This is a genomic window from Pseudoxanthomonas sp. (genome assembly GCF_027498035.1).
GTDB lineage: Bacteria > Pseudomonadota > Gammaproteobacteria > Xanthomonadales > Xanthomonadaceae > Pseudoxanthomonas_A.
This window is the reverse complement of sequence record NZ_CP114978.1, coordinates 637,231-657,059: the sequence shown is the minus strand read 5'-3', so window position 1 is coordinate 657,059 and position 19,829 is coordinate 637,231. Positions and strand designations below refer to the sequence as shown.

Here is a 19,829-nt window from a genome sequence, read left to right as displayed (position 1 = left end):
AATGGAGCGATCAAGCTCCTCTGCCGTGTGAGAAGAAACTGATGGACTCCTCGCCTGCGCAGAGATTGCGCCAGAAGGCCTCCACATCCGACGCACCGGGGAAACGGCCCGCCATGGCGATGATCGCGACCGGCTCCTGCGCAGCGGCTGGGTCGCGCGGCTGCGCCAGGCGTTCGGCGGCGACCGTCCGGCTCGCCCTGCCCTCGATGCTGGCCGCCACCGCTGCCGGGGTCGGGTCGCCGAAGAAGCTGGTGATGGTGGGTGCCTGCGAGCGCTCGGCATGGAGGCGCGCAACCAGTTGCATGGCCAGCAGCGAGTGACCGCCGAGTTCGAAGAAATTGTCCTCGCGTCCAACGTTGTCCAGCCCCAGCAACGTGGCGAACAGATCACAGATGGCCTGCTCCACCGCTCCAATCGGCGCGCTGTAGGCACGGGCAAGCTCCGGCCGGCCCCGATCCGGTTGCGGCAACTGGCGCCGGTCCAGCTTGCCGTTGGCGGTGACCGGCAACGCCTCCAGCCGCAGCCAGCTCACCGGCACCATGAACTCCGGCAATTGGCGCGAGAGCTCGGCCCGCAGCTGCGGCACGGCGGGCGCCGCATCGTCGGCAACGTAATACGCGACCAACCGCTTCTGGCCCGGCCGGTCTTCGCGCGCCAGTACCGCACACGCACGCACGCCCGGGATCCGCTGCAAGGCGGCTTCGATCTCACCGGTTTCAATGCGATAGCCGCGAATCTTGACCTGTCCGTCCACCCGCCCGATAAAGTCGAGTACGCCTTCGGGCAACCAGCGCACCAGGTCGCCGGTGCGGTAGAAGCGCGCCTGGGAAGCCCCCGTGGGGTCCATGACGAAGCGCTCGGCGGTCAGTTCGGCACGCCCCAGGTAGCCGTGCGCCAGCCCCAGGCCACCGATGTACAGCTCGCCGATCACGCCGACCGGCACTGGCTCGCCACGTGCGTTCAATACCAGCAGCGTGGTGTCGGCGATCGGTCGACCGATCGGGATCGCGCGTAGTGCTGTCGGCAACCCATGCGGGATGGGATAGGTCGTCGAAAACGTCGTGCATTCGGTCGGCCCGTAGCCATTGATGATCGCCAGCCCGGGTAAAGCAGCCTGTGCTCTCCGCACGTGTGCGACGGACAGCACTTCCCCGCCGATGAACAGCTGCGCCAGCCCGCGCAGGTCCTGCGCGTCTTCATCGACGATGGCGTTGAACAACGCCGAAGTGAGCCAGGCAATGCGCACGTCATGGCGACTGATCGTCGCAGCCAGGCGCTTGCCGCTGGGGATGCATTCCTGATGGATGACACAGGTTCCGCCGTTGAGCAGCGGGCCCCAGATTTCCAGCGTGGCGGCATCGAAACCCAGCGGCGCCGCATGCAGGACGCGCGGCTTGTCGGCCAGATCGACGTAGTCCACCCCGCATACCAGCCGGATGATCGCCTGGTGTGGGATTTCCACGCCCTTGGGTGTTCCGGTCGAGCCGGAGGTGTACATCACGTAGGCCAGCGCATGCCCGTCCACCGTGGGCGCCGGGTCAGGCGCATCTGCGGCCTGGGCTTCGATCTGGGCCAGGCTGGCCACGCGCGCGACGACGCCGGGCAGATCGAGGTCTTCCCGGGCCGCGATCACCAGGGCGGCATTGGCATCGTTGATCGAAAAGGCCAGGCGCTCGGCCGGATGCGAAGGATCAAGCGGGAGATACGCGGCGCTGGCCTTGAGGATGCCCAGCAGCGCGACGATGGCGTCGGGCGAGCGATCCAGCAGCAACGCGACGATGTCCCCGGCGACGACGCCAGACGCGCGCAGGCCGTGCGCCACGTGCTCGGCGCGTGCATCCAGCGCTGCGTAAGACAGCCGTCCGTCCGCCCATTCGACTGCGACATCCAACGGATGGGTCCGGGCGACCTCGCCGAACAGACCGTGCACGCTGCACGGTCCGCTGCGAACGACCGAAGTCGCGTTCCACGCCTGGAGCAAGCGATGGTGCTCGGCCATGTCCATCGCCTGGACCTCGTTGAGATCCTGTGCGACCGCCAGCCCGCGTAACACCTGGGCGAGAGCGTCCGCCAGCAGCGCCGCCATCCCGTTGTCGATGACCGGGCAGAGGAAGCGTAGCTGCAACATCGCGCTGTCGCCGGTTTGGATCGTCCACAGCAGCGGCGTGTCCAGCGAGGCATCGAGTGCTGGATCGTCCGTCCATCGGCCGATGATGCTGGGCGTGGTTGGCGCAGGCATCCCTGCGTCATCACGCTGCACCGAACCGGCACCCGCCAACCAGGCGTCGAGCGGGCCGGCCTGCGGTACCTCGAAGTTTGCCGCGCCATCGGCCGCGGTGATCGATACATGCGACTGCCCTGTCAGGCGGGCGACGAGGATGGCCAAGGCCGCTGTCTGCATCGCGGCCAGCGGCATGTCGAGCCGGTCCGCACGTTCAGCGAGCGCGGCCGGCACCTGCAATTCGAGCGGGCGGCAAAGCCGGCGCGGCACAGGTTCGCCCTGCATTGGCGTCGTGCGCACCAGGACATCCAGCAGCGAGCTATCGGCCTGCGCGGTGCAGCAATGATCGAGTGAGAGGCTCATGTCCGTGGCGTCCCGAACGGGGATGAAGGAAGGTCAGTGGCGCCCTACGCAGGCATAGGGTGACCGGTCCGAGCGTGGTGGCTTTCCGGCCAGGCGACGGACCCAGTCACGGACACCGGCGCCCGTGCTGAAGCCGGCAAGCAGGCACGCATCCAGTAACGCGCTTTCGCCAACACCGGGTGGTTGCAACCCCAGGGCACGCACGCGCTCATTCGCCCTGTGCAGCTGGCTGTCCCGACGGGTGGCGTTGGTGTAGTAAGTAAAGCTGACGGTGACCGAAGGCTCGTCGCCGTTCTCGACCATGTGCGGGCTGGTCGAGGGCATGTAAGCACCCATGCCCGGTTCGAGATGGAACACCTGCGCGCGTTCCCGGAATGCTTCCTTCCAGACCAGCAGGTCGCGCTCATGGCTGGCATGGAAGCGATCACGCGCGCGGTCGCTGGCCACGACCGTGTCACTTCGATCCCAGACATACAGGGTCTTCCGACCCTGCACCTGCAGGATGAAATTGTGTTCCTTGTCGAAATGGAACGGCGTCACCGTGTTTGGCGAAGTGATGAAGATCCAGCCGCCGCGGTAGCACATGCCCGGGTCGACCGGATCGATCCCACGCTTCAGTTCGTCAAGCACCTCGTCCACCAGGCTCCGGTAGGTCGCATCGACCTGCACGTTCAGGAGCGACATCCACGCCTTGGCTTTCTTGATCTGCTGCAGCGTTTCCACTGCCGACCGTGCATTGGGGTGCAGGTCGGGCGCGGCGTTGAAGGGTGTTCCCGCGCTCGCCTCGCTGCCGTGGGTGCGGATGCAGCGCTGCGCCTCCAGTCGCTTGCCGAGTTCAACCAATGCATCAAAACGCAGCAAGTCGTGCTGCATGAGCCGGTGCCTGACCGGCTGGATGCGCCAGGGTTCGAACGACGACCAATCGACATCAACCAGACTGGATTTCATATCCATGCGTTTCCACCTCTCTGCAGCCACCGGCCTGGCCGGTGGCGACTTCCATCGAATACGTCCTGTATCGCGCCGCGTGGATGTTTGATCGCCGTGCCAGGCGCAACAGGAACTCCCGTGGCTGCGAATCGGGACTCCGCTAACGTTTTGCCTGGAACGCGAACAACCACAGAATTGCGCCCTGCGCCGGCGTGCCACTCCAGGTGACCTGATAGCTGCCAGCCCGATCCACCTGCCTGACTGCCACGGCACACTGCACGCCACTGTTCGGCGGCAGCTCAAGGAAGCGGTCGATCACCTTGAAGCCATTGTTGGGGACGGCCGTCATCCGATAGACGTACGCATCGCCCCACCACACCGCCACCAGGGTGGCCGGCCCGGTCGTGGTCACGCTGGCACTGGTCAGGTCGGCGCGTCCGCCGTTTTCGTTCGCACCATCCAGCACATGCCGGACCTTCCCGGTGAGTCGGCTCATCAGGTCGGGCGTTGGATAGTTCTGGGCGACGTCCTGGAGGACGCCTGCATTGCGGATCTCGATGAAGGGCGCGGTGATTTCACCGGCCTCCTCACCCTCCTTGGCAAGGCGCACCCGATGGCCTGCGCCGCCCCTGGCCGAAAGCGCCACGTACGCGGCGGTGTTGAAGCGCCCGCCATACCCGTTGTAGGTCACGACCGGATCCCGGCGCACCCATGTGTTGCCATAGGTGTCGGATGGAAGGCTGGCATTGCTTGCGAATCCACCGACAAGGACAAGCAGCGAACTCCCTGCTTCCTGCGTCGAAACGGGTGCGGTGATCGCAGGGTTGACACCCTCGCCGTCGGTTTGCACAAGCAGGGTGTGCGATCCAAGGGATGGGCTTTTCGTCGCCGCCAACGGATCCACGGTCAAGCCCATTGCAAAGCTGCCGCTCGCGGCAAGGAGCAGCGCGACGGCCATGGCGACCCAAGGCGCCCGGTGCCTTGCCCTGGGATGTTCGCATTGACCATTCACGTCTTTCCCTTCCTTTCCTGATGTCGTCAGCTACGCTGGAAATAAAAGCCGTAGTAGCGGTCGATCGAGTGGTCGCCCTCGAACGGAATCCGCATGTAGCGCTCGAAGGACTCCCATCGATCGACCACCGTGTAGCCCAGCGCCTTCATCTCGTCGACGAAATCCGGTACGGCCATCACCCGGTAGGGGCAGCTGGAAAGTTCCCCGATCCGTTGCAGGGTGAAAAAACTCCGGTCCGGATGTAACGGCGTGACGTTGACCAGCACGTGCCGGGGCGGATTCCGCAGGGAACCCAGCATTTCCGGGAGGGTGAAGTCGAGATACTGGAGTACCCCGCTCGCCAGCAGGATGGCGCAGCCATCGGCATCCTCGCGGGACTGGGTGAAGCCCAGCCTGCGACCGGTATCGTGCTGGCCGGCCCACTCACGCCCGGCCGACACCAGCGCTGGCAGGTCGTAAACCAGCCAGCGCAGGTCATCGGGATAATCGATGTAGGACTGGAAGCCGTAGTAACTGATTCCAATGTGCCCACCAAGGTCGAAGAGCGTGCGTTGACCTGACAGGAAGATCTGCGACAGCCAGAACAGGACCGGATAGTCGCTTGGCAGGATGCTGTCCAGCCGCTCGTGGTAGAGATCTGCCGCACGCGGCAGGTCATAGCCCGTGGGCAGGGTCTTCGGCGCCTGGGCGAGCGCCGCGTCATGGCTGGGATACACGCCGTAGTAGGAATTCGAAGACAGCGCTCCGCGGTCGAACATCAATCGATACACCGGCTTTGCCAGCAGCCGGACACCGGGCAACTCGGCGCCGTCATGGGCCATGCGCCTGAGGTTTCCTGAAATTCCCTTCGTTGGCATCTGACACTGTTCCTGGAATTGTTGCGGTCCATCGATCGAAGACGACGTCACGGCGGCGATGCCCTGGGCCTTCATGCACACGCGCGCTACTGGAACCGGCTGGCCAATGGCCCTAACGCGCGCCCGTTCCGAAAATCACGACTTCAACGGTCTGAATCATGATCAGCAGGTCGAAAAGCAGGTTGTGGTTCTTGACGTAGTACAGGTCGTACTTCAGTTTCTCGGCTGCATCGTCTTCGGAGGCTCCGTACGGATAGCGCAGCTGCGCCCAGCCGGCCAAGCCTGGTTTGAGGCAGTGGCGGAGGTTGTAGTAGCTGATGCTCCTGCCGAGATCAGCAACGAATTGAGGACGCTCGGGTCGTGGCCCGATGAAGCTCATTTCGCCCTTCAATACGTTCCAGAGCTGTGGCAACTCATCCAGGCGCACCTTGCGCGTGAAGCGACCGACACGCGTCACACGCTCGTCGCCTGCGCGGGCCCAGCGCGCCACGCCATCCAGTTCGGCATCGGTGCGCATGCTGCGGAACTTCACCAGCCAGAACGTCCGTCCGCGCATACCGACCCGCTCCTGCCGGTACAGGATCGGCTGGCCTGCGCCGGACTCGATGCGGATGGCAAGCATCACCAGCAGCATCAACGGCCAGGTCAGCATCAGCACGGTGAGTGAAGCAATCAGATCGAAGCTGCGCTTGGTGAACAAACGTAATGGCGTGGCGTGGAAGCCGCCGGAGTAAACCAGCCAGGACGGATGGGTCAGGGACAACTGCACGCGACCGGCCTCACGTTCGAAGAAGGTGGTCAGGTCGGTGATCACGATGCCGGTCTGCCAGCATTCGAGCAGATCCTCCATCAGCACACTGCCGCGACGATCCTCGACCCCGACCACGATCTCATCCACCCTGCGCAACCCGGCCCACTCGCGGAGCGGTTTTTCCGGCGTCACCAGCAACTCGGCCGGTATGGCGACCGTTTCGCCCGGACTAGGCACGAAACCGACGACGGAAAATCCCCGTCGGTCGCTGCGCCTGCGCAGGCGGTAATGGATCAGCGACGCACGCTCGCCTGCCCCCAGCACGAGCACGCGGCGCTTGAAGGCCTCGATCTCCACCAACCGCATGAAAGCAGCACGAAAGGCGGTGACGGCCAGGAAGCCAATGACCAGCGCAATACCCAGCACGCCGCGCCCCACGTAGGCTTGCGGGACAACGTAGTACGCCACGACTAGGCCGAAGCCACCCAGTCCAAACCCGATCGCCTGACGCGCAAGCAGGCCAAACCAGCTTGCCCGCATGTAGGTTTGATACTGGCCCAGTGCCCCAAGGCCGAGCATGATCAGCACCGCAAACAGAAGCGCCTGTGCCGGCAGGAAATGGACGGACTGATCGAACTCCTCGGGCGTGCGCAGACGCAAATGTGTTGCCGCGTACATCGAGGCGCTCAGCAGCATCAACTCGATAACGCCAAGAAACAGAAGCCAACGAGCAGCTTGTCCGTATACGAAACGGCGCATGCCCCACCCCACTCATCATCAAAGCACCGCACCTGAAGGCCACTCCCCCCGGGGACCGGTCCCTACCCCATGAAATAGCGATGTACAACTGGGTGATACGGGCATTGAATCCGGGTGCGGACACCTGAACTGATTTTTCTGCTGGGCTTGGGGCACGCCGCCGCTTGGTCAGGCGTTGCGAGCCACGGTGTAGAGCCGGTATCGGGCGACATCCAGCGATACGGCAAGCGCGCCCAGGTGTCCTTCGGCAAGCGTCAGATCAATCGCCTTGCATGGAACCCCGATCAGTCCCTGCGGCGGAACGGAAATCCCGCCCGGCGGAGACCAAAAGCTGGCAGGCGCCTGCTCCAGCCCGGTGCCCCATGCCTTGAGCAAGGCTTCCTTCCGCGTCCAGAGTTGCAGCAGTTCGCGTTCGCGTTGATCTGGCGGCAGCGCACCCAATGGGCCGCGTTCTTCGGGCGAGCAGATCACCTGCAGGAGGGCGTCCATCGACACGCGTGATGGCCAGCGCTCGACGTCGATCCCCAGGGCTCCTACCAGCCCCACGGCAATGAGCACCACCGGGCCGCTGTGACTCAGGCTGGTGGTGAAGCGGGTGCCGGGAAGGTGCGGTTGACCTGTAGGCAGGAAATGCAGCGGCACCTCGCCCGGAGGCGCGTCGAGGGAAATCCCCAGCACCACGCGCCACATGGCGTGCGCGAGCACGTAGGTGCATCGGTCGCGCTCAAACCGGAAGCGCGCGGCACGGCGGCGCTCATTGGCGTCCAGTAGCCGGTACGCGTCGGGTTCAAGTTCACCCCAGGCCACCGTGTCGAAGAGCACGATGCTGACTTCACCAACGTTGCAAGGGCGCAGCCCCGTGGCCTCCATGGCCCGTCGTGCGCGGGCCACGAATTGCAGGCTTGCCGCAGCCTGGTTCACCGTGGCGCGAGCGGCATCAGGCACTGCAACAGGCCGCCTGCTCGGCGATGAACTCCACGTACCATGGCATCGCCTCGCGTAGCCCTTCAGGCAGGGTGTGGGTGGGCGTGTAGCCCAACCGCTCGGTGGCGCGGCGGATGTCAGCCAGCGAGTGGCGTACATCACCGGCGCGGAAGTCGCGATACACGGGGCGTTGCCGATAGCGCACACCCACGGCCTCCAGTTGCGCCACCAGTCCATCGAACAGGCCATTCAGGCTGTTGCTCTGGCCGACCGCCACGTTGTAGACCAGGTTGCGGTTGTCGTCCGTCGCCAGCGCGGCGCACAGGTTGGCCTGCACTGCATTGGCCACGTGGCAGAAATCCCGCGTGGTTTCGCCATCGCCGTTGATGTAAACCCCTTCGTCGCGGAGCATCGTGGCGATCCATTGCGGGATCACCGCGGCGTAGGCGCCGTTCGGGTCCTGGCGGCGCCCGAACACATTGAAATAGCGCAGGCCGATCGCGCGGAAGCCATAGCAGCGATCGAAGACCTCGGCGTAAAGCTCGTTGAACAGCTTGGTGGCCGCATAGGGCGACAGCGGCCGTCCGATCACGTCCTCAAGCTTGGGCAGGCTCGGCTCATCGCCGTAGGTGGAACTGGATGCGGCATAGGTAAAGCTTTCAACCCCTGCATCCCTGGCCGCCACCAGCATGTTGAGGAAGCCGGTCACGTTCGACGCGTGGGTATCCAGCGGGTCCTCGATCGAGCGCGGCACCGAGCCCAGCGCGGCCTGGTGCAGCACATGGCGCACGCCAGCGCAGGCTGCCCGGCAGACCTGCATATCGCAGCTGTCGCCGCGGATGAAACGGAAGCGCCCCCACGCCTGCGGTCCAACGAGTCGCTGGACTTCATCCAGATTGCGCTGGTGCCCGGTGGAAAAGTTGTCCAAGCCAACGACGCGCTGGCCCAGTCCCAGCAGCGTCTCGACCAGATTGGAGCCGATGAAACCGGCGGCGCCGGTGACCAGCCAGATTCCGGTTTCCTGAGCCACGCGCGACCGTATGTCGTGCGGCAACAAGGCATTCAGCGTCGCCATCAGAGCCTCCCGTCCACTGCCTCGCGGGGCAGCACGTACTTCACGTCATAGATCACCGAGTCGGGCTTGCCGAAGGCGCGTACGCCTTCAGCACCCAATGCCGCGAACTGCTTGTGCCCGACAGCCACAACCACCGCGTCGTAATCGCCTGGCGCGGGCTGATCCATCAGCGACAGGCCGTATTCGTGCACGGCCTCGGCGGCGTCAACCCAGGGGTCGTGCACGTCAACCTGGACGCTGTAGCCGTGCAGCGCACGCATGATGTCGATCACCCGGGTGTTGCGCAGGTCCGGACAGTTCTCTTTGAAGGCCAACCCCAGCAGCAGCACCCTGGCGCTCACCGGATTGATGCCCTTGCGCACCATCAGCCGGATCACCTCGCTGGCGATGTATGGCCCCATGCCGTCGTTGGTGCGTCGTCCGGCCAGGATCACGTCCGGGTGATGGCCGACCTCCTGCGCCTTGTGCGTCAGGTAGTACGGATCGACGCTGATGCAGTGGCCACCGACAAGCCCAGGCCGAAATGGCAGGAAGTTCCACTTCGTGCCGGCCGCCTGCAGCACTTCCAGGGTGTCGATGCCAAGCTTGTTGAACAGGATCGCAAGATCGTTGACCAGTGCGATGTTCAGGTCGCGCTGCGTGTTCTCGATCACCTTGGCCGCCTCGGCCACCTTGATGCAGCTGGTCTGGTGGGTACCGGCGGTGATGATCGATCCGTAAAGGCGATCCACGAAGTCAGCCGCCTCGGGCGTCGAACCTGAGGTGACCTTGAGAATGGAGGTGACACGGTGCTGCTTGTCGCCGGGGTTGATCCGCTCCGGGCTGTAACCGGCGAAGAAGTCGCGGTTGAAGACCAGCCCCGAGCCATGGGCAAGGAGCGGCACGCAGACCTCTTCGGTGCAGCCGGGATACACCGTGGACTCATAGATCACCACGTCGCCAGGCTTGAGCACCTGGCCAAGCGTCTGGCTTGCACGGACCAGCGGCGTCAGGTCGGGGCGTTTGGCAGCGTCGATCGGCGTGGGCACGGTGACGATGTAAACGTTGCAGCTGCGAAGATCTTCCAGCTGGGTACTGAAGCTCAGCTGCCTGGCGGCTGCCAGCTCGGCCGCGCTCGCTTCAAGCGTGCTGTCCCGGCCAGCCCGCAGTTCCTCGACCCGTGCGGCATTGATGTCAAAACCGAGCGTTGGATAGTGTTTGCCGAATTCCACCGCCAACGGCAGCCCGACGTAACCCAGGCCGATGATGGCGATCCTGCTGCCTTCCAGATTCTGCATGCGATACGTCCGTGACGGTCATTGCGGAACAGGAAGCGAAAGACCCATGCCTCATGTCGCATACGCCACAACGCCTGAACCCATCGCGGCCGGACAGGCGGGCGCGACGCGACGGGCCACATGCATGAAATCGGGCGGCGCGGCCGCAGGCCTCGCATGGAAACTGCGAGACCTGGATCGGTCACTGCAGGTGATGCCCTCGCCGTAGGCGCACCGCGGTTTTCCGGTTTCCAGGGGTATCAGCCGGCAGGGATTCCGCCCCTCTTCGGCGCCGCATCCGCAGGACAGATCTCGCCCAAGGCCCTCCCCAGCCCGACTGGCGTAAGCGCGTACGCCATCTGTTCCTCTAAATAAAACGCGCCCCCTGCATCGCCTGGCTGCTCGCGCTACGGAGCCATGCGGGGCGAAGTGTCTACTTCAGATTGGCCCCGTTTGCCGGGGGTGGGTCAAGGGACACCACGGCATCGCCGTCGCGCAGGCGTGCGCGTTCGCCGCGGTGAAACAGCCGCTCCAGGGTGGCCCTGGCCAACGCCATGCTCAGGCATTGCGCTCGGCGTTGATGCGATCGGTCTCGGCTGCCAGCAGCTCCGGGTGCAGATCGAACTGGTCGCTGAGCAGCAGTTCGCGTGCGGCCGCCTTGACCTCGATGCGTTCGACCTGCAACAGGTCGCCGTCGCGGAACAGTTCGATGTAGCTGTCCATGACGCCACTCAACGTGCCCTGTGCCGTATCGGGCGCGGCCAGCACCAGTTGCAGGCCCAGCGAACGCAGGTAGTTGGTCGTTGCGCGGGCATTCTGTGCATCGATCTTGTCGCCGAACTCATCCAGCAGGATCAGTCCCATGCCGCCGGGATGCGCATCGCTCTTGCCGTAAGCGGCGGCCAGCGCGGCGCCGGCGATCACGTAGAGCGGCGCGCGATGTTCGCCACCCGAACCCGAGCGCATGCGCTCGCTGAGGGTGCCGATGACGCGGTCATCCTGCTTGATCTGGACTTCAAACTTGAAGAAGCGCCTGTAGTCATCCAGCGGCGAAGCAGCCATCCTGGGCTGGGCACTGTCCTCGATCAGATCATGGAAGGCCGCAGGCACCTCGCCGGCGGTGCCGAACAGGCCGTCCTCGCCATTGAGATCGGCTGCCCGCTGGATGAAGCGGTGCAGCTCCTGGTATTCGGCGATGACCTCGAAGTGGAACTGGTAGCGCTCGTTATTGGAGAACGCTGGACTGGAACGCAGGGTGCGGTTGAGCGTATTGATCTGGTGCCGCAGCTTGGAGAAGTTGTCGTACAGCGTGGAAGCGACGTTGGTGCGGAAGGTCTCCACCGCCGTGCCATAGGCTTCGGCCGCCTGCGCCTGGTACTGGGCCAACTCGGTTCCGCGCAGGTGGTCGAGTTCCTTCTTCAGGAACCCTTGCGCCGGGCGCCAGGCATCGGCTGCGAAATCGAAGGTGCTGCCGTGATCCTTGGCGTACTGGGCCAGCTCGCTCCAGGCGGCCGGCACCAGTGCGGCAAGCTGGCGGTCCGCATCGCGGGCGCGTTCCTCGCAGCGTTTGACCCGGTCCTCCAGCGAGGGCAGCTTTTCGTCGAGCTCCTCGCGCTGGCGCTCCACCCGGTTGGGATTGACGTCAGGATCGTTGAAGGCTGCGACGGCATTCCTGGAGTAGAACTCCTCCTGTGAGCGGAGCGCGGCCAGCAGGCGTTCCGCAGCATCGCGGTTGCCCTGAGCCACCGCTTCCTTGCCGGCAAGCTGTTCGATCTGCAGGTCGAATTGCCCCGCCCGCGCCTGCAGCTCGCGGACCTGTTCGGAAAGCTGGACCAGGTCTGGATCCAGCTGGGCGGCGTGGCTCTCGCGGGTGATCCGGTAACGCGCTTCGGCATCCTTGTGCTGCAGTAGTCCGTCGTGGATCGACAGGGCAACTTCATCGGCATCGGCGAAGCGCGATAGTGCCTGTTGCAGGGCTTCGGCCTGGCGATAGGCCGGCTCCAACCTGCGCACGTCCTGTTCGGCCGTCTCCAGCTCTTCACGCAGGCTGCGCAGCCGCTCGCGGCTGTCGGTGGCGCCGATCTTGAGTTCGGAGGCGGCCGGCAGGCGTCGGCGCTCGATGCCGCCGCCCTTGGCCACCAGGCCATCGCGGGTCAGGCCCTGGCGGGTGCGCACCACGTCCTGGTCGCTGTCGACCTGGCGCAGCTCGCCCAGCTGGCGGCGCAGGTAGGCCACCGCCTCGGCGTTGTCGCCAGCGATCAGGCTGGCGACCGCATCGACCGCCGGATGTTCTGCCCTGCCCGCCCTGGCGTGGGTACTCAGGGCCAGCTTCACCCCATAGACGGCGCGGCCGCCCTGGAGCGAGCGCACCAGCCGGGTCGCGCGCTCCTCGTGTTCGGCTGGCACCAGCAGCGCTTCGACGTGGCTGCGCAGGTAGGCTTCGATGGCGGGCTGCCAGGAAGTGTCGGTGATGCGAACCAGGTCGCAGACCGGCCGCACCTCGATGCCTTCATCGTGCAGGTAGTTCATCAGCCGCACGACATCCGGACGCAGCTCGGACTGGCCCGCGCTGACACGCCCCTGGTTGCGTCTGGCGCTGTCGCGGCGGGCGCTGGCTTCTTCCCATGCGGCGTGACTGAGGCGGGCGTGCTGGGCGACCGCGCCAAGGATCGGCGCGCTCTGTTTCAGCGCGGCCAAGGCCTGGGCATGCAGCGCTTCGGGCGAGAGCGGAATTTCCGAATCGCCGGCCAACGCGCCCAGTTCCTCCAGCCACTGCTGCCAGGGCGCCACGGCCTCGGCCAATGCCGTTGGATCCAGCGCGTCCAGCTTCAATCCGGCCACGGCCTGCAGCTGGTCGCGCACATAGGCGAGCTGGCGGATCAGGTCTTTCTTGCGCTGGACCAGTTGGTCGCGGTCACGCCCGGCAATGGCATCGAAAGACGCCTGGTCGGCGAAGCCATGGGTGCCCTGCAGCCGCTGCTGGGCCTGCTCGTAGGCCTGGCGTGCACTGCTGCGACCGCTGCGGGCCTCCTGCAGCACGCGCCCGGCGGTGGAAAGTTCTTCGGCGGCCCGGGCCAGTTGCTGATCGGCCTGCTCGACCTGTTCGCCCAGCAGGTCACGCCGGTACTCGGCCTCCAATGCACGACTGGAGGCGGCGCGCTCGGCCTGGGCGGCGATCTTGCCGTACTGCTCGTCGACCTTTTCGGCCACCTCGATACGCCGGGCGACCTGCTCGATCTTGTCCTTGATCTGGCGGAAGGTCTCCAGCAGAGCGCGGAACCGCGCGATCTCGGTGGGCCGGTCTTCGGCCACCAGGGTGCGCACGAACAGGTCGATGTCCTCGTGCTTCTGCAGGTTCAACGCGTTGGAGAACGCCTTGCGATAGGCGCCCAGGTCCGGGTGCAGGGTCGGCGAGGCGCGCAGGCGGAACAGCAGGTCCTTGAGGAAGCGCTCGCTGGTGGTGTGCAGCTCCTGCTTGGTGCCGGCCTGCTTGCACAGCCTGGCGCCCAGCTCGCGGAACGAAGCCCAGGCCAACGGCAGGGTTTTGCCATCGACCCGTTCCAGATGGTCTTCGAGTGCAAGGGCCACGCCGGGCAGCAGGTACAGGCCGTGGACGCGATGGTCGGGCTCGTCCACCGACGCGCCCAGCGCGATACCGGCGGTCAGCGGCTCGCCGGTCTCCTGGTCGCGGAACACCAGGCTGATGTAGGTGGTGGCGGTGCGGCGTTTGCGGCCTTCATCGCCACTGCGGTACACGCCCAGGCAGTAGTCGCGAATCGAGCGCGCGCGGCTGCTGCCGCCGGCCTGGGCGTTGAAGCGGATCCGGCTGCGGTCGGCGCCCAGCAGCACGATCTGCAGCGCATCGAGCAGCGCGCTCTTGCCCGCGCCGTTGGGCGCGATGATCGCGCTGGTGGGATCGAGCTGGAGGGTCTGGGCCTCGAACAGGAAGAACTGGACCAGGTGGACGCGTTCAAGCAGCTGCATCGTCGTCCTCGCTTGCCGGAGCATCGCCCTGGCCGTCCTGATCGTCGCGGTTGTGCTGGTCCAGACGCTGCAGCCAGTGCTCGCCCACGATCTCCACGATGGCCGGGCGCACCTGCAGGTGGAAGGGTTGCGGGTCGTCGCCTTCGGTTTCCACCAGGCGGCACACGCCCCAGCGCTTGAGCGAACGTGCCAGCAGGCGCAACGCGCCCACTTCTGGCATCTGCCGGCCGGCGAACGCCGGATAAGCCTCCTGCAACGCGGGCAGGTCCACCACCACTTCGCCCAGGTCTTCGATCTGGCCCTGGCGCATGGACTGGTCGTAACGGTGGCGCAGGATCAGCAGCAGGATCGTCTCCTCCAGCGAGACCGGGCTGCCTTCGCCATGCCGCGGCAGGGCCACCACGTAGCGGTAATGGGCGTTGCGCTCCAGCACGATGCCCAGCGGTTCCAGCGCGGACTTGAAGTCCTCGAGATGCGCTTCGATCAGGTGGTAGGCCACGCGCGCATTGCGGTCGCTGGCATAGAGGACCTGTTCGGTCACCAGCCGGTAGGCGGCGCGCTCGAAGTCCTGCACGGCATACAGGCCATTGGAGGCTTGGCTGAGGGTGTTCCAACTGCGTTTCATGCGGCTTTGGGCGTCCGGTGAATGACAAAGCGCGAGGCGCTCAGGTAAGGCGTATCAAGCGGTTCGAGCGCAGGCACCAGCTCGACGCGGAACCCGCGCAGCAGCCGTCCCAGCGGATCGTCACGGCGCAGGCCACCCTGGCGATGACTGCGCAGGGCCAGGGTCATCAGCGTCTGATAGGCCCGGAAGTCCTCGATCGAGTCGATGCTCAGTTCCGAAGAGTCGATGCGCGGTTGTTGTTCCAGGTGGCGCCCGACATAGCGCGCCATGTCCTCGGGCGTGACCAGGCGCGCGCGCTTGATCCGCCGCAGCAGGCTCAGGCGGGCCAGCTGTTCGGCGGTGGGCTGCTGGCTGGCGTTGGCGCTGCGGGCGATGGGCTGGGGTTTCTGGCGCGGCGCACGCAGGCGTTCGGCATTCATCAATCCGCCCGGCCCGACCGGCATGCGCAGGGCATCTTCCGGCGCGTTCAACGCACCACGACAGGCGCGCTGCAGCAGCACGTCGAGCTTGTCGGGCGCGCGCAGGCGATAGTCGATGAAGGCCAACGCCCGACGGTTGGCCTGGCGGATGTCGTCATCCAGGCGTCCCAGGTACTCGCCGATCCGGTCCAGCTCGTGCAGGCGGCGCAGGCTGCGCTGCAGGCGGCCGCTGGCGCGCTCGGGATCATGGCCATTCAGATGCTCGCCGTACCAGGCCTGCAGGCGGTCTCGCAGCCCGGTCGATTCGATCTGCTGGACCATGGCCAGGATCGAACTGCGCCGCGCCAGCGGATGGTCGGCCCGGTGCAGGTCGGCGTAGTCGCCGATGAAGAACTGACCCACGTAGCGCTCGAACCACTGGCGGGCGAACTGCGCCGTGCTCTCGGCCTTGCTCAGCTCGGGCATCAGGTCGCGCACCTGCAGGCTCATCGAGGACAGCGACACCAGCAGCTTGCGTGCCTGGTCGGCCGCCTCGTCCAATGCATCGGCGCCGGCCCTGCCCTCCACCACCTGCTGTAGCTGCAGCTCGATCGAGCGCACCTTGGCCGACACGAACGTCGGCCCGTGCTCGCTGAAGTCGATCAGGGTGGACAGCAGCTGGGCCACCAGTGGCGGCATGGACACCATCTCGCGCGCGCCCACCCGCTCCTGCCGCAGCCAGCCCGCACTGCGGAAGCGCTCGTACAAGGTCTGCGCGCGCGCCGGCAGCGGTGCATCGGGCACGTCGCCTTCCTCGGTTTCCCAGGGGTCGTCGGTCAGCAGGTAGCGCTCGATCGCCGCAGTAATGTCCCGCCTGGGCAGGCCCACGCTGGGCGGCATCGGTGCGTCGGGGCCGAAGAACTCGTCGAACAGTCGGCATAGCAACAGCCAGTGATGTTCGCGATTGGGAGAGGCCAGCGGCCGGAACAACTCACCAGGAACCAGCTTGAAAAGCGAAATTGAAGTCCCTGTGCTGCTCAAGTCGCCCCTCCGTGCGTGGGCCCAATCGATCGATGGCGCACATCTTCGCAAAGTTGGGACACCCCGTCGCCCCATTCCATCCGATCGGGGCAGCGCCGCAACTGGAGGCGTGTTTCAGCTTCCGCGGAAGACCTCGATGCGGGCGCACGTCGCGGCACCTGCATCAGCGTTGTCGCATTGATCTGGACCCTCTATGATCCGCACCCCATTTTTCCGCTCTACAACGTCGCTTCCTGGCCAAACCGAGCGGCGCTGCATATCGAACATGGAACAACGGAAGCCCAACGTCGACCAATTGGATCTGTGGTTTGGTCCTGATTCGGGCCTCAATCGCACAATCGGCACCGGCCATGCGAAGGCCGGCGGCAAGAGCAGCCCCGGCAACCCGCAGGTTCGACATGCGACCCGCTCAACCAAACGTGCGCGATTCATCCAGTCATCCAGCACCGCACAGATGGCGCTTTTCTGAAGGAGCCAGATCAACCTGGTTCAGTCCACGGGCAACGACGCTCCACAGCTTTCATGGCGAGCGAGTTGGGCAACCCTGATCGGGTTCGGGCGCGCGCCTGACCTCGCCGCAATCACCTCATCGACCATCACTCAGATGGCTCGATCAGGGCGAAGGCCCGTGCGGCTTCCACCTGGCGGAATGCCAGGACACCGCCAGGTTCAACAGCGCATATTTTTAGCGTACGCGTGCTGCCGCGCTTCCAAAGGCGTGGGCGTCATGACACGGCGTGTGCGACGCTGGCATGCCATTGCCCTGGCATCCGTCCCTTGAACCATCAAACCAGCACGTCTTCGATGTCCATCGCGCCACTGCAGATCTTCCTCGTCCGTCATGGCGAGACCGAATGGTCGTTGTCCGGTCGTCATACCGGGCGTACCGATATCCCGCTGACCGCGCGTGGCCAGCAGATGGCGCGCGAACTGGCACCGGCGCTGGCTGGCGTCTCCTTCTCCACCGTGCTGAGCAGCCCGCGGCGCCGGGCCCAGGACACCTGCGCGCTGGCCGGCCTGAGCGCGCTGGCCAGCGTGGATCCGGACCTGGCCGAATGGGACTACGGCGAGGATGAAGGCCGGCGCTCGGCTGAAATCCTGGCCGACCGGCCCGGTTGGGAGATCTGGCACGACGGCTGTCCTGGCGGCGAAACGCCACTGGCGGTCGCGGCCCGCGCCGATCACCTGGTTGAACGCCTGCGCGGCCTGACGGGCAACGTGGCGCTGTTCACGCATGGACATTTCGGACGCGTGCTGACGGCGCGATGGCTCGGCCAGCCCATCGAACTGGGCCGGCACCTGGTGCTTGATCCGGCAACGATCAGCTTGCTCGGCGTCGATGTCCGGCACGAAGGCGCGCCGGTGATCCTGCGCTGGAACGCCGGCCCCTGACGGACCCGGGCGGTTTCAGCCCTGCGCCAGCGCGTAGTCCAGCGCGGCGCGTACGGCGGCGACCTGCGCGTCGTTGCACTGTTGTGGCGTGGCCCGCGGACTGTCCGGGTAGACCTCGGTGGTCGTGGTGAAGGTGGCATTGGTCACGCCGGCGCACAGGCCCGAACGTTTGACGGTGTAGTTGATGACGCCCGGTGCCACCACCGGCGAACCGATGATCTGGCCGTTGCCGTCGGCTGGCGCGATGTGGGTCACCTTGGCCACCTCCGCGATCACGGCCTGCTGGAATGCCGGCTGCGGGTTCTCGCTGTCGCCCACCAGGTAGAAGCCGTCGGGAATGCCGTCCGGTTCATAGGGCACGCCGTCGCGGGCAGCCAGCGCGGGACGGAATTCGGATTCATCGCTGTCGGTCGTTTCGTGCAGGTCGATGTGCACCAGGACCTGTCCATCCAGTGGCGCGACCAGCTGCATCAGGGCGGCCGACTCCTGGGCCGGACTGTCCGCATGGAACGAACGGTTCGGATCCACCGCATCGGCGTTCCACCGCTGGATGCGCTCGTAACCCCAGGGGCTGATGCAGGGCGCGATCAGCAGGTTGTAGCGCCCGGCATAGTCGGCTGCATGCTGCCTCAGGAATTGCAGCGCACCCTGCACGCCACTGGTTTCATAGCCGTGCACGCCGCCGGTGACCAGGGCCGTGGGCAGCGTGTCGTCCCAGTCGCGGCTGCGCACGGCGTACAAAGGGAACTGGTCCGGCGCATAGTCGAGCTGTCCGTACTGCAGGACATCGAAGTGATCGCGCAATTTTTTGATCGGTTCGACGACTTCCTGCTGGTAGCTGCGCCGGACGACCTGGCGTGAACGCCACTCGGCCTTTTCGGCCGTGCCCCAAGGCTTGCCGGGTGTACCGATGGGGAAAGGCGTCGCTGGATTCATGAGCTGGCTCGCGGAGTTCGGGAAAGACGGATGGTTGGATTTTCGCATGCCTTGCGGCGTGCACCCTCCTCCATGGCCTTGCCCGCCTTGCCCCTGTCTCGAAGCCGTGACCTCAACCCGGAACGCGTACCCAACCTTCCATCAACACGCGCGCACTGCGGCTCATGATCGCCTTGCGCACGGTCCAGCTTCCATCGATCTGGGTCGCTTCGGCGCCAACCCGCAAGGTGCCGGAGGGATGGCCGAAGCGCACGGCCTGGCGCTTGCCGCCGCCGGCAGCCAGGTTCACCAGCGTGCCGGGAATGGCCGCCGCCGTGCCGATGGCCACGGCAGCCGTGCCCATCATCGCGTGGTGCAGCTTGCCCATCGACATCGCACGCACCAGCAGGTCGACATCGCCCAGTGCCACCACTTTACCGCTGGACGCGGTGTAGCCCGCAGGTGGCGCAACAAAGGCGACCTTGGGCGTGTGCTGGCGCTTGGCCGCTTCGCTGACGTCATCGATCAGGCCCATGCGCACCGCGCCATGGGCACGGATGGTTTCAAACCTGGCCAGCGCTTGTGGATCGCCATTGATGGCGTCCTGCAGTTCGGTACCGGTGTAGCCGAGGTCGGCGGCGTTGAGGAAGATCGTGGGAATGCCGGCGTTGATCAGGGTCGCGTCGAAGCTGCCGACGCCCGGCACTTCCAGCGTGTCGACCACGTTGCCGGTGGGGAACATTGCCCCGCCGTCGCCTTCTGCATCATCGGCCGGGTCGAGGAATTCCAGCTGCACTTCGGCCGCGGGAAAGGTCACGCCATCGAGTTCGAAGTCGCCGGTTTCCTGCACCGCGCCTGCAACCATCGGCACGTGCGCGATGATGGTCTTGCCGATATTGGCCTGCCAGATCCGCACGGTGGCAATGCCATCGCGCGGCACGCGCGCCGGATCGACCAGGCCATTGCTGATTGCGAATGGACCGACCGCCGCCGACAGGTTGCCGCAGTTGCCGCTCCAGTCGACGAATGCACTGTCGATGGACACCTGGCCGAACAGGTAGTCGACATCGTGATCGGGCCGGTGGCTGGCCGAGACGATCACCGTCTTGCTGGTGCTAGAAGTCGCCCCGCCCATGCCGTCGATCTGCTTGCCGTACGGATCGGGACTGCCGATCACCCGCATCAGCAACCGGTCGCGTTCGGCTCCGTGGGCCTGCGCGTTGGCCGGCAGGTCCTGCAGCCGGAAGAACACGCCTTTGCTGGTGCCACCACGCATGTAGGTGGCAGGGATCCTGATCTGTGCTGCGAATGCCATGCCCTTGATCC

General features: G+C 65.6%; 15 protein-coding genes. 2 read left to right on the top strand and 13 right to left on the bottom strand.

Going from position 1 to position 19,829, the window contains the following annotated elements; genetic code table 11:
* Nucleotides 1-10: 10 nt before the first annotated feature.
* From O8I58_RS03020 to O8I58_RS02970, 11 genes are all read right to left on the bottom strand, one after another.
* Nucleotides 11-2,584, bottom strand: coding sequence for a non-ribosomal peptide synthetase (locus O8I58_RS03020; RefSeq protein ID WP_298320572.1), 2,574 nt, complete (start codon nucleotides 2,582-2,584; stop codon nucleotides 11-13).
* Nucleotides 2,585-2,617: 33 nt separating this feature from the next.
* Nucleotides 2,618-3,538: a cupin-like domain-containing protein gene (locus O8I58_RS03015; protein ID WP_298320571.1), complete on the bottom strand. Its 921-nt coding sequence runs from the start codon at nucleotides 3,536-3,538 to the stop codon at nucleotides 2,618-2,620.
* 136 nt (nucleotides 3,539-3,674) lie between these two features.
* On the bottom strand, nucleotides 3,675-4,472 hold the full coding sequence (locus tag O8I58_RS03010; RefSeq protein ID WP_298320569.1) for a hypothetical protein: 798 nt from the start codon (nucleotides 4,470-4,472) through the stop codon (nucleotides 3,675-3,677).
* A gap of 80 nt (nucleotides 4,473-4,552) precedes the next feature.
* Nucleotides 4,553-5,458 (bottom strand): TIGR04325 family methyltransferase, encoded by a 906-nt coding sequence (locus tag O8I58_RS03005; RefSeq protein ID WP_298320568.1) that lies wholly within the window; start codon nucleotides 5,456-5,458, stop codon nucleotides 4,553-4,555.
* Between the two features lie 37 nt (nucleotides 5,459-5,495).
* On the bottom strand, nucleotides 5,496-6,893 hold the full coding sequence (locus O8I58_RS03000) for a TIGR03013 family XrtA/PEP-CTERM system glycosyltransferase (protein WP_298320566.1): 1,398 nt from the start codon (nucleotides 6,891-6,893) through the stop codon (nucleotides 5,496-5,498).
* A 168-nt stretch (nucleotides 6,894-7,061) separates the two neighbouring features.
* Nucleotides 7,062-7,838 carry a 4'-phosphopantetheinyl transferase family protein gene (locus O8I58_RS02995; RefSeq protein WP_298320564.1) on the bottom strand — a complete coding sequence of 259 codons (777 nt, stop codon included), beginning with the start codon at nucleotides 7,836-7,838 and terminating at the stop codon, nucleotides 7,062-7,064.
* The gene (locus O8I58_RS02990) at nucleotides 7,831-8,892 is read right to left on the bottom strand and encodes an SDR family oxidoreductase (protein WP_298320562.1); all 1,062 of its coding nucleotides are present in this window, start codon (nucleotides 8,890-8,892) and stop codon (nucleotides 7,831-7,833) included. The genes O8I58_RS02995 and O8I58_RS02990 overlap by 8 nt, the downstream gene beginning before the upstream one ends.
* The gene (tviB, locus tag O8I58_RS02985; RefSeq protein ID WP_298320560.1) at nucleotides 8,892-10,169 is read right to left on the bottom strand and encodes a Vi polysaccharide biosynthesis UDP-N-acetylglucosamine C-6 dehydrogenase TviB; all 1,278 of its coding nucleotides are present in this window, start codon (nucleotides 10,167-10,169) and stop codon (nucleotides 8,892-8,894) included. Before tviB ends, O8I58_RS02990 begins: the two co-directional genes overlap by 1 nt.
* Nucleotides 10,170-10,706: 537 nt before the next feature.
* Complete coding sequence (locus O8I58_RS02980; protein ID WP_298320558.1) at nucleotides 10,707-14,132, bottom strand: SbcC/MukB-like Walker B domain-containing protein; 3,426 nt, start codon at nucleotides 14,130-14,132, stop codon at nucleotides 10,707-10,709.
* Entirely contained in the window at nucleotides 14,119-14,757 is a 639-nt protein-coding gene (locus tag O8I58_RS02975) for a DUF4194 domain-containing protein (RefSeq protein WP_298320557.1), read from the bottom strand. Before O8I58_RS02975 ends, O8I58_RS02980 begins: the two co-directional genes overlap by 14 nt.
* Complete coding sequence (locus O8I58_RS02970; RefSeq protein WP_298320556.1) at nucleotides 14,754-16,196, bottom strand: Wadjet anti-phage system protein JetA family protein; 1,443 nt, start codon at nucleotides 16,194-16,196, stop codon at nucleotides 14,754-14,756. The genes O8I58_RS02975 and O8I58_RS02970 overlap by 4 nt, the downstream gene beginning before the upstream one ends.
* Nucleotides 16,197-16,461: 265 nt before the next feature.
* On the opposite strand from O8I58_RS02970, the gene O8I58_RS02965 reads away from it, so the two are divergent.
* Together O8I58_RS02965 and O8I58_RS02960 are read left to right on the top strand one after the other, a co-directional pair.
* Complete coding sequence (locus O8I58_RS02965; protein ID WP_298320555.1) at nucleotides 16,462-16,665, top strand: hypothetical protein; 204 nt, start codon at nucleotides 16,462-16,464, stop codon at nucleotides 16,663-16,665.
* Between the two features lie 335 nt (nucleotides 16,666-17,000).
* Entirely contained in the window at nucleotides 17,001-17,588 is a 588-nt protein-coding gene (locus O8I58_RS02960) for a histidine phosphatase family protein (RefSeq protein WP_298320553.1), read from the top strand.
* Between the two features lie 15 nt (nucleotides 17,589-17,603).
* Here O8I58_RS02960 and O8I58_RS02955 read toward each other — a convergent pair whose 3' ends face one another.
* Together O8I58_RS02955 and prpF are read right to left on the bottom strand one after the other, a co-directional pair.
* Nucleotides 17,604-18,524 (bottom strand): M14 family metallopeptidase, encoded by a 921-nt coding sequence (locus tag O8I58_RS02955; RefSeq protein WP_298320550.1) that lies wholly within the window; start codon nucleotides 18,522-18,524, stop codon nucleotides 17,604-17,606.
* Between the two features lie 112 nt (nucleotides 18,525-18,636).
* Entirely contained in the window at nucleotides 18,637-19,818 is a 1,182-nt protein-coding gene (prpF, locus tag O8I58_RS02950; protein ID WP_298320549.1) for a 2-methylaconitate cis-trans isomerase PrpF, read from the bottom strand.
* Between the last annotated feature and the right edge of the window lie 11 nt (nucleotides 19,819-19,829).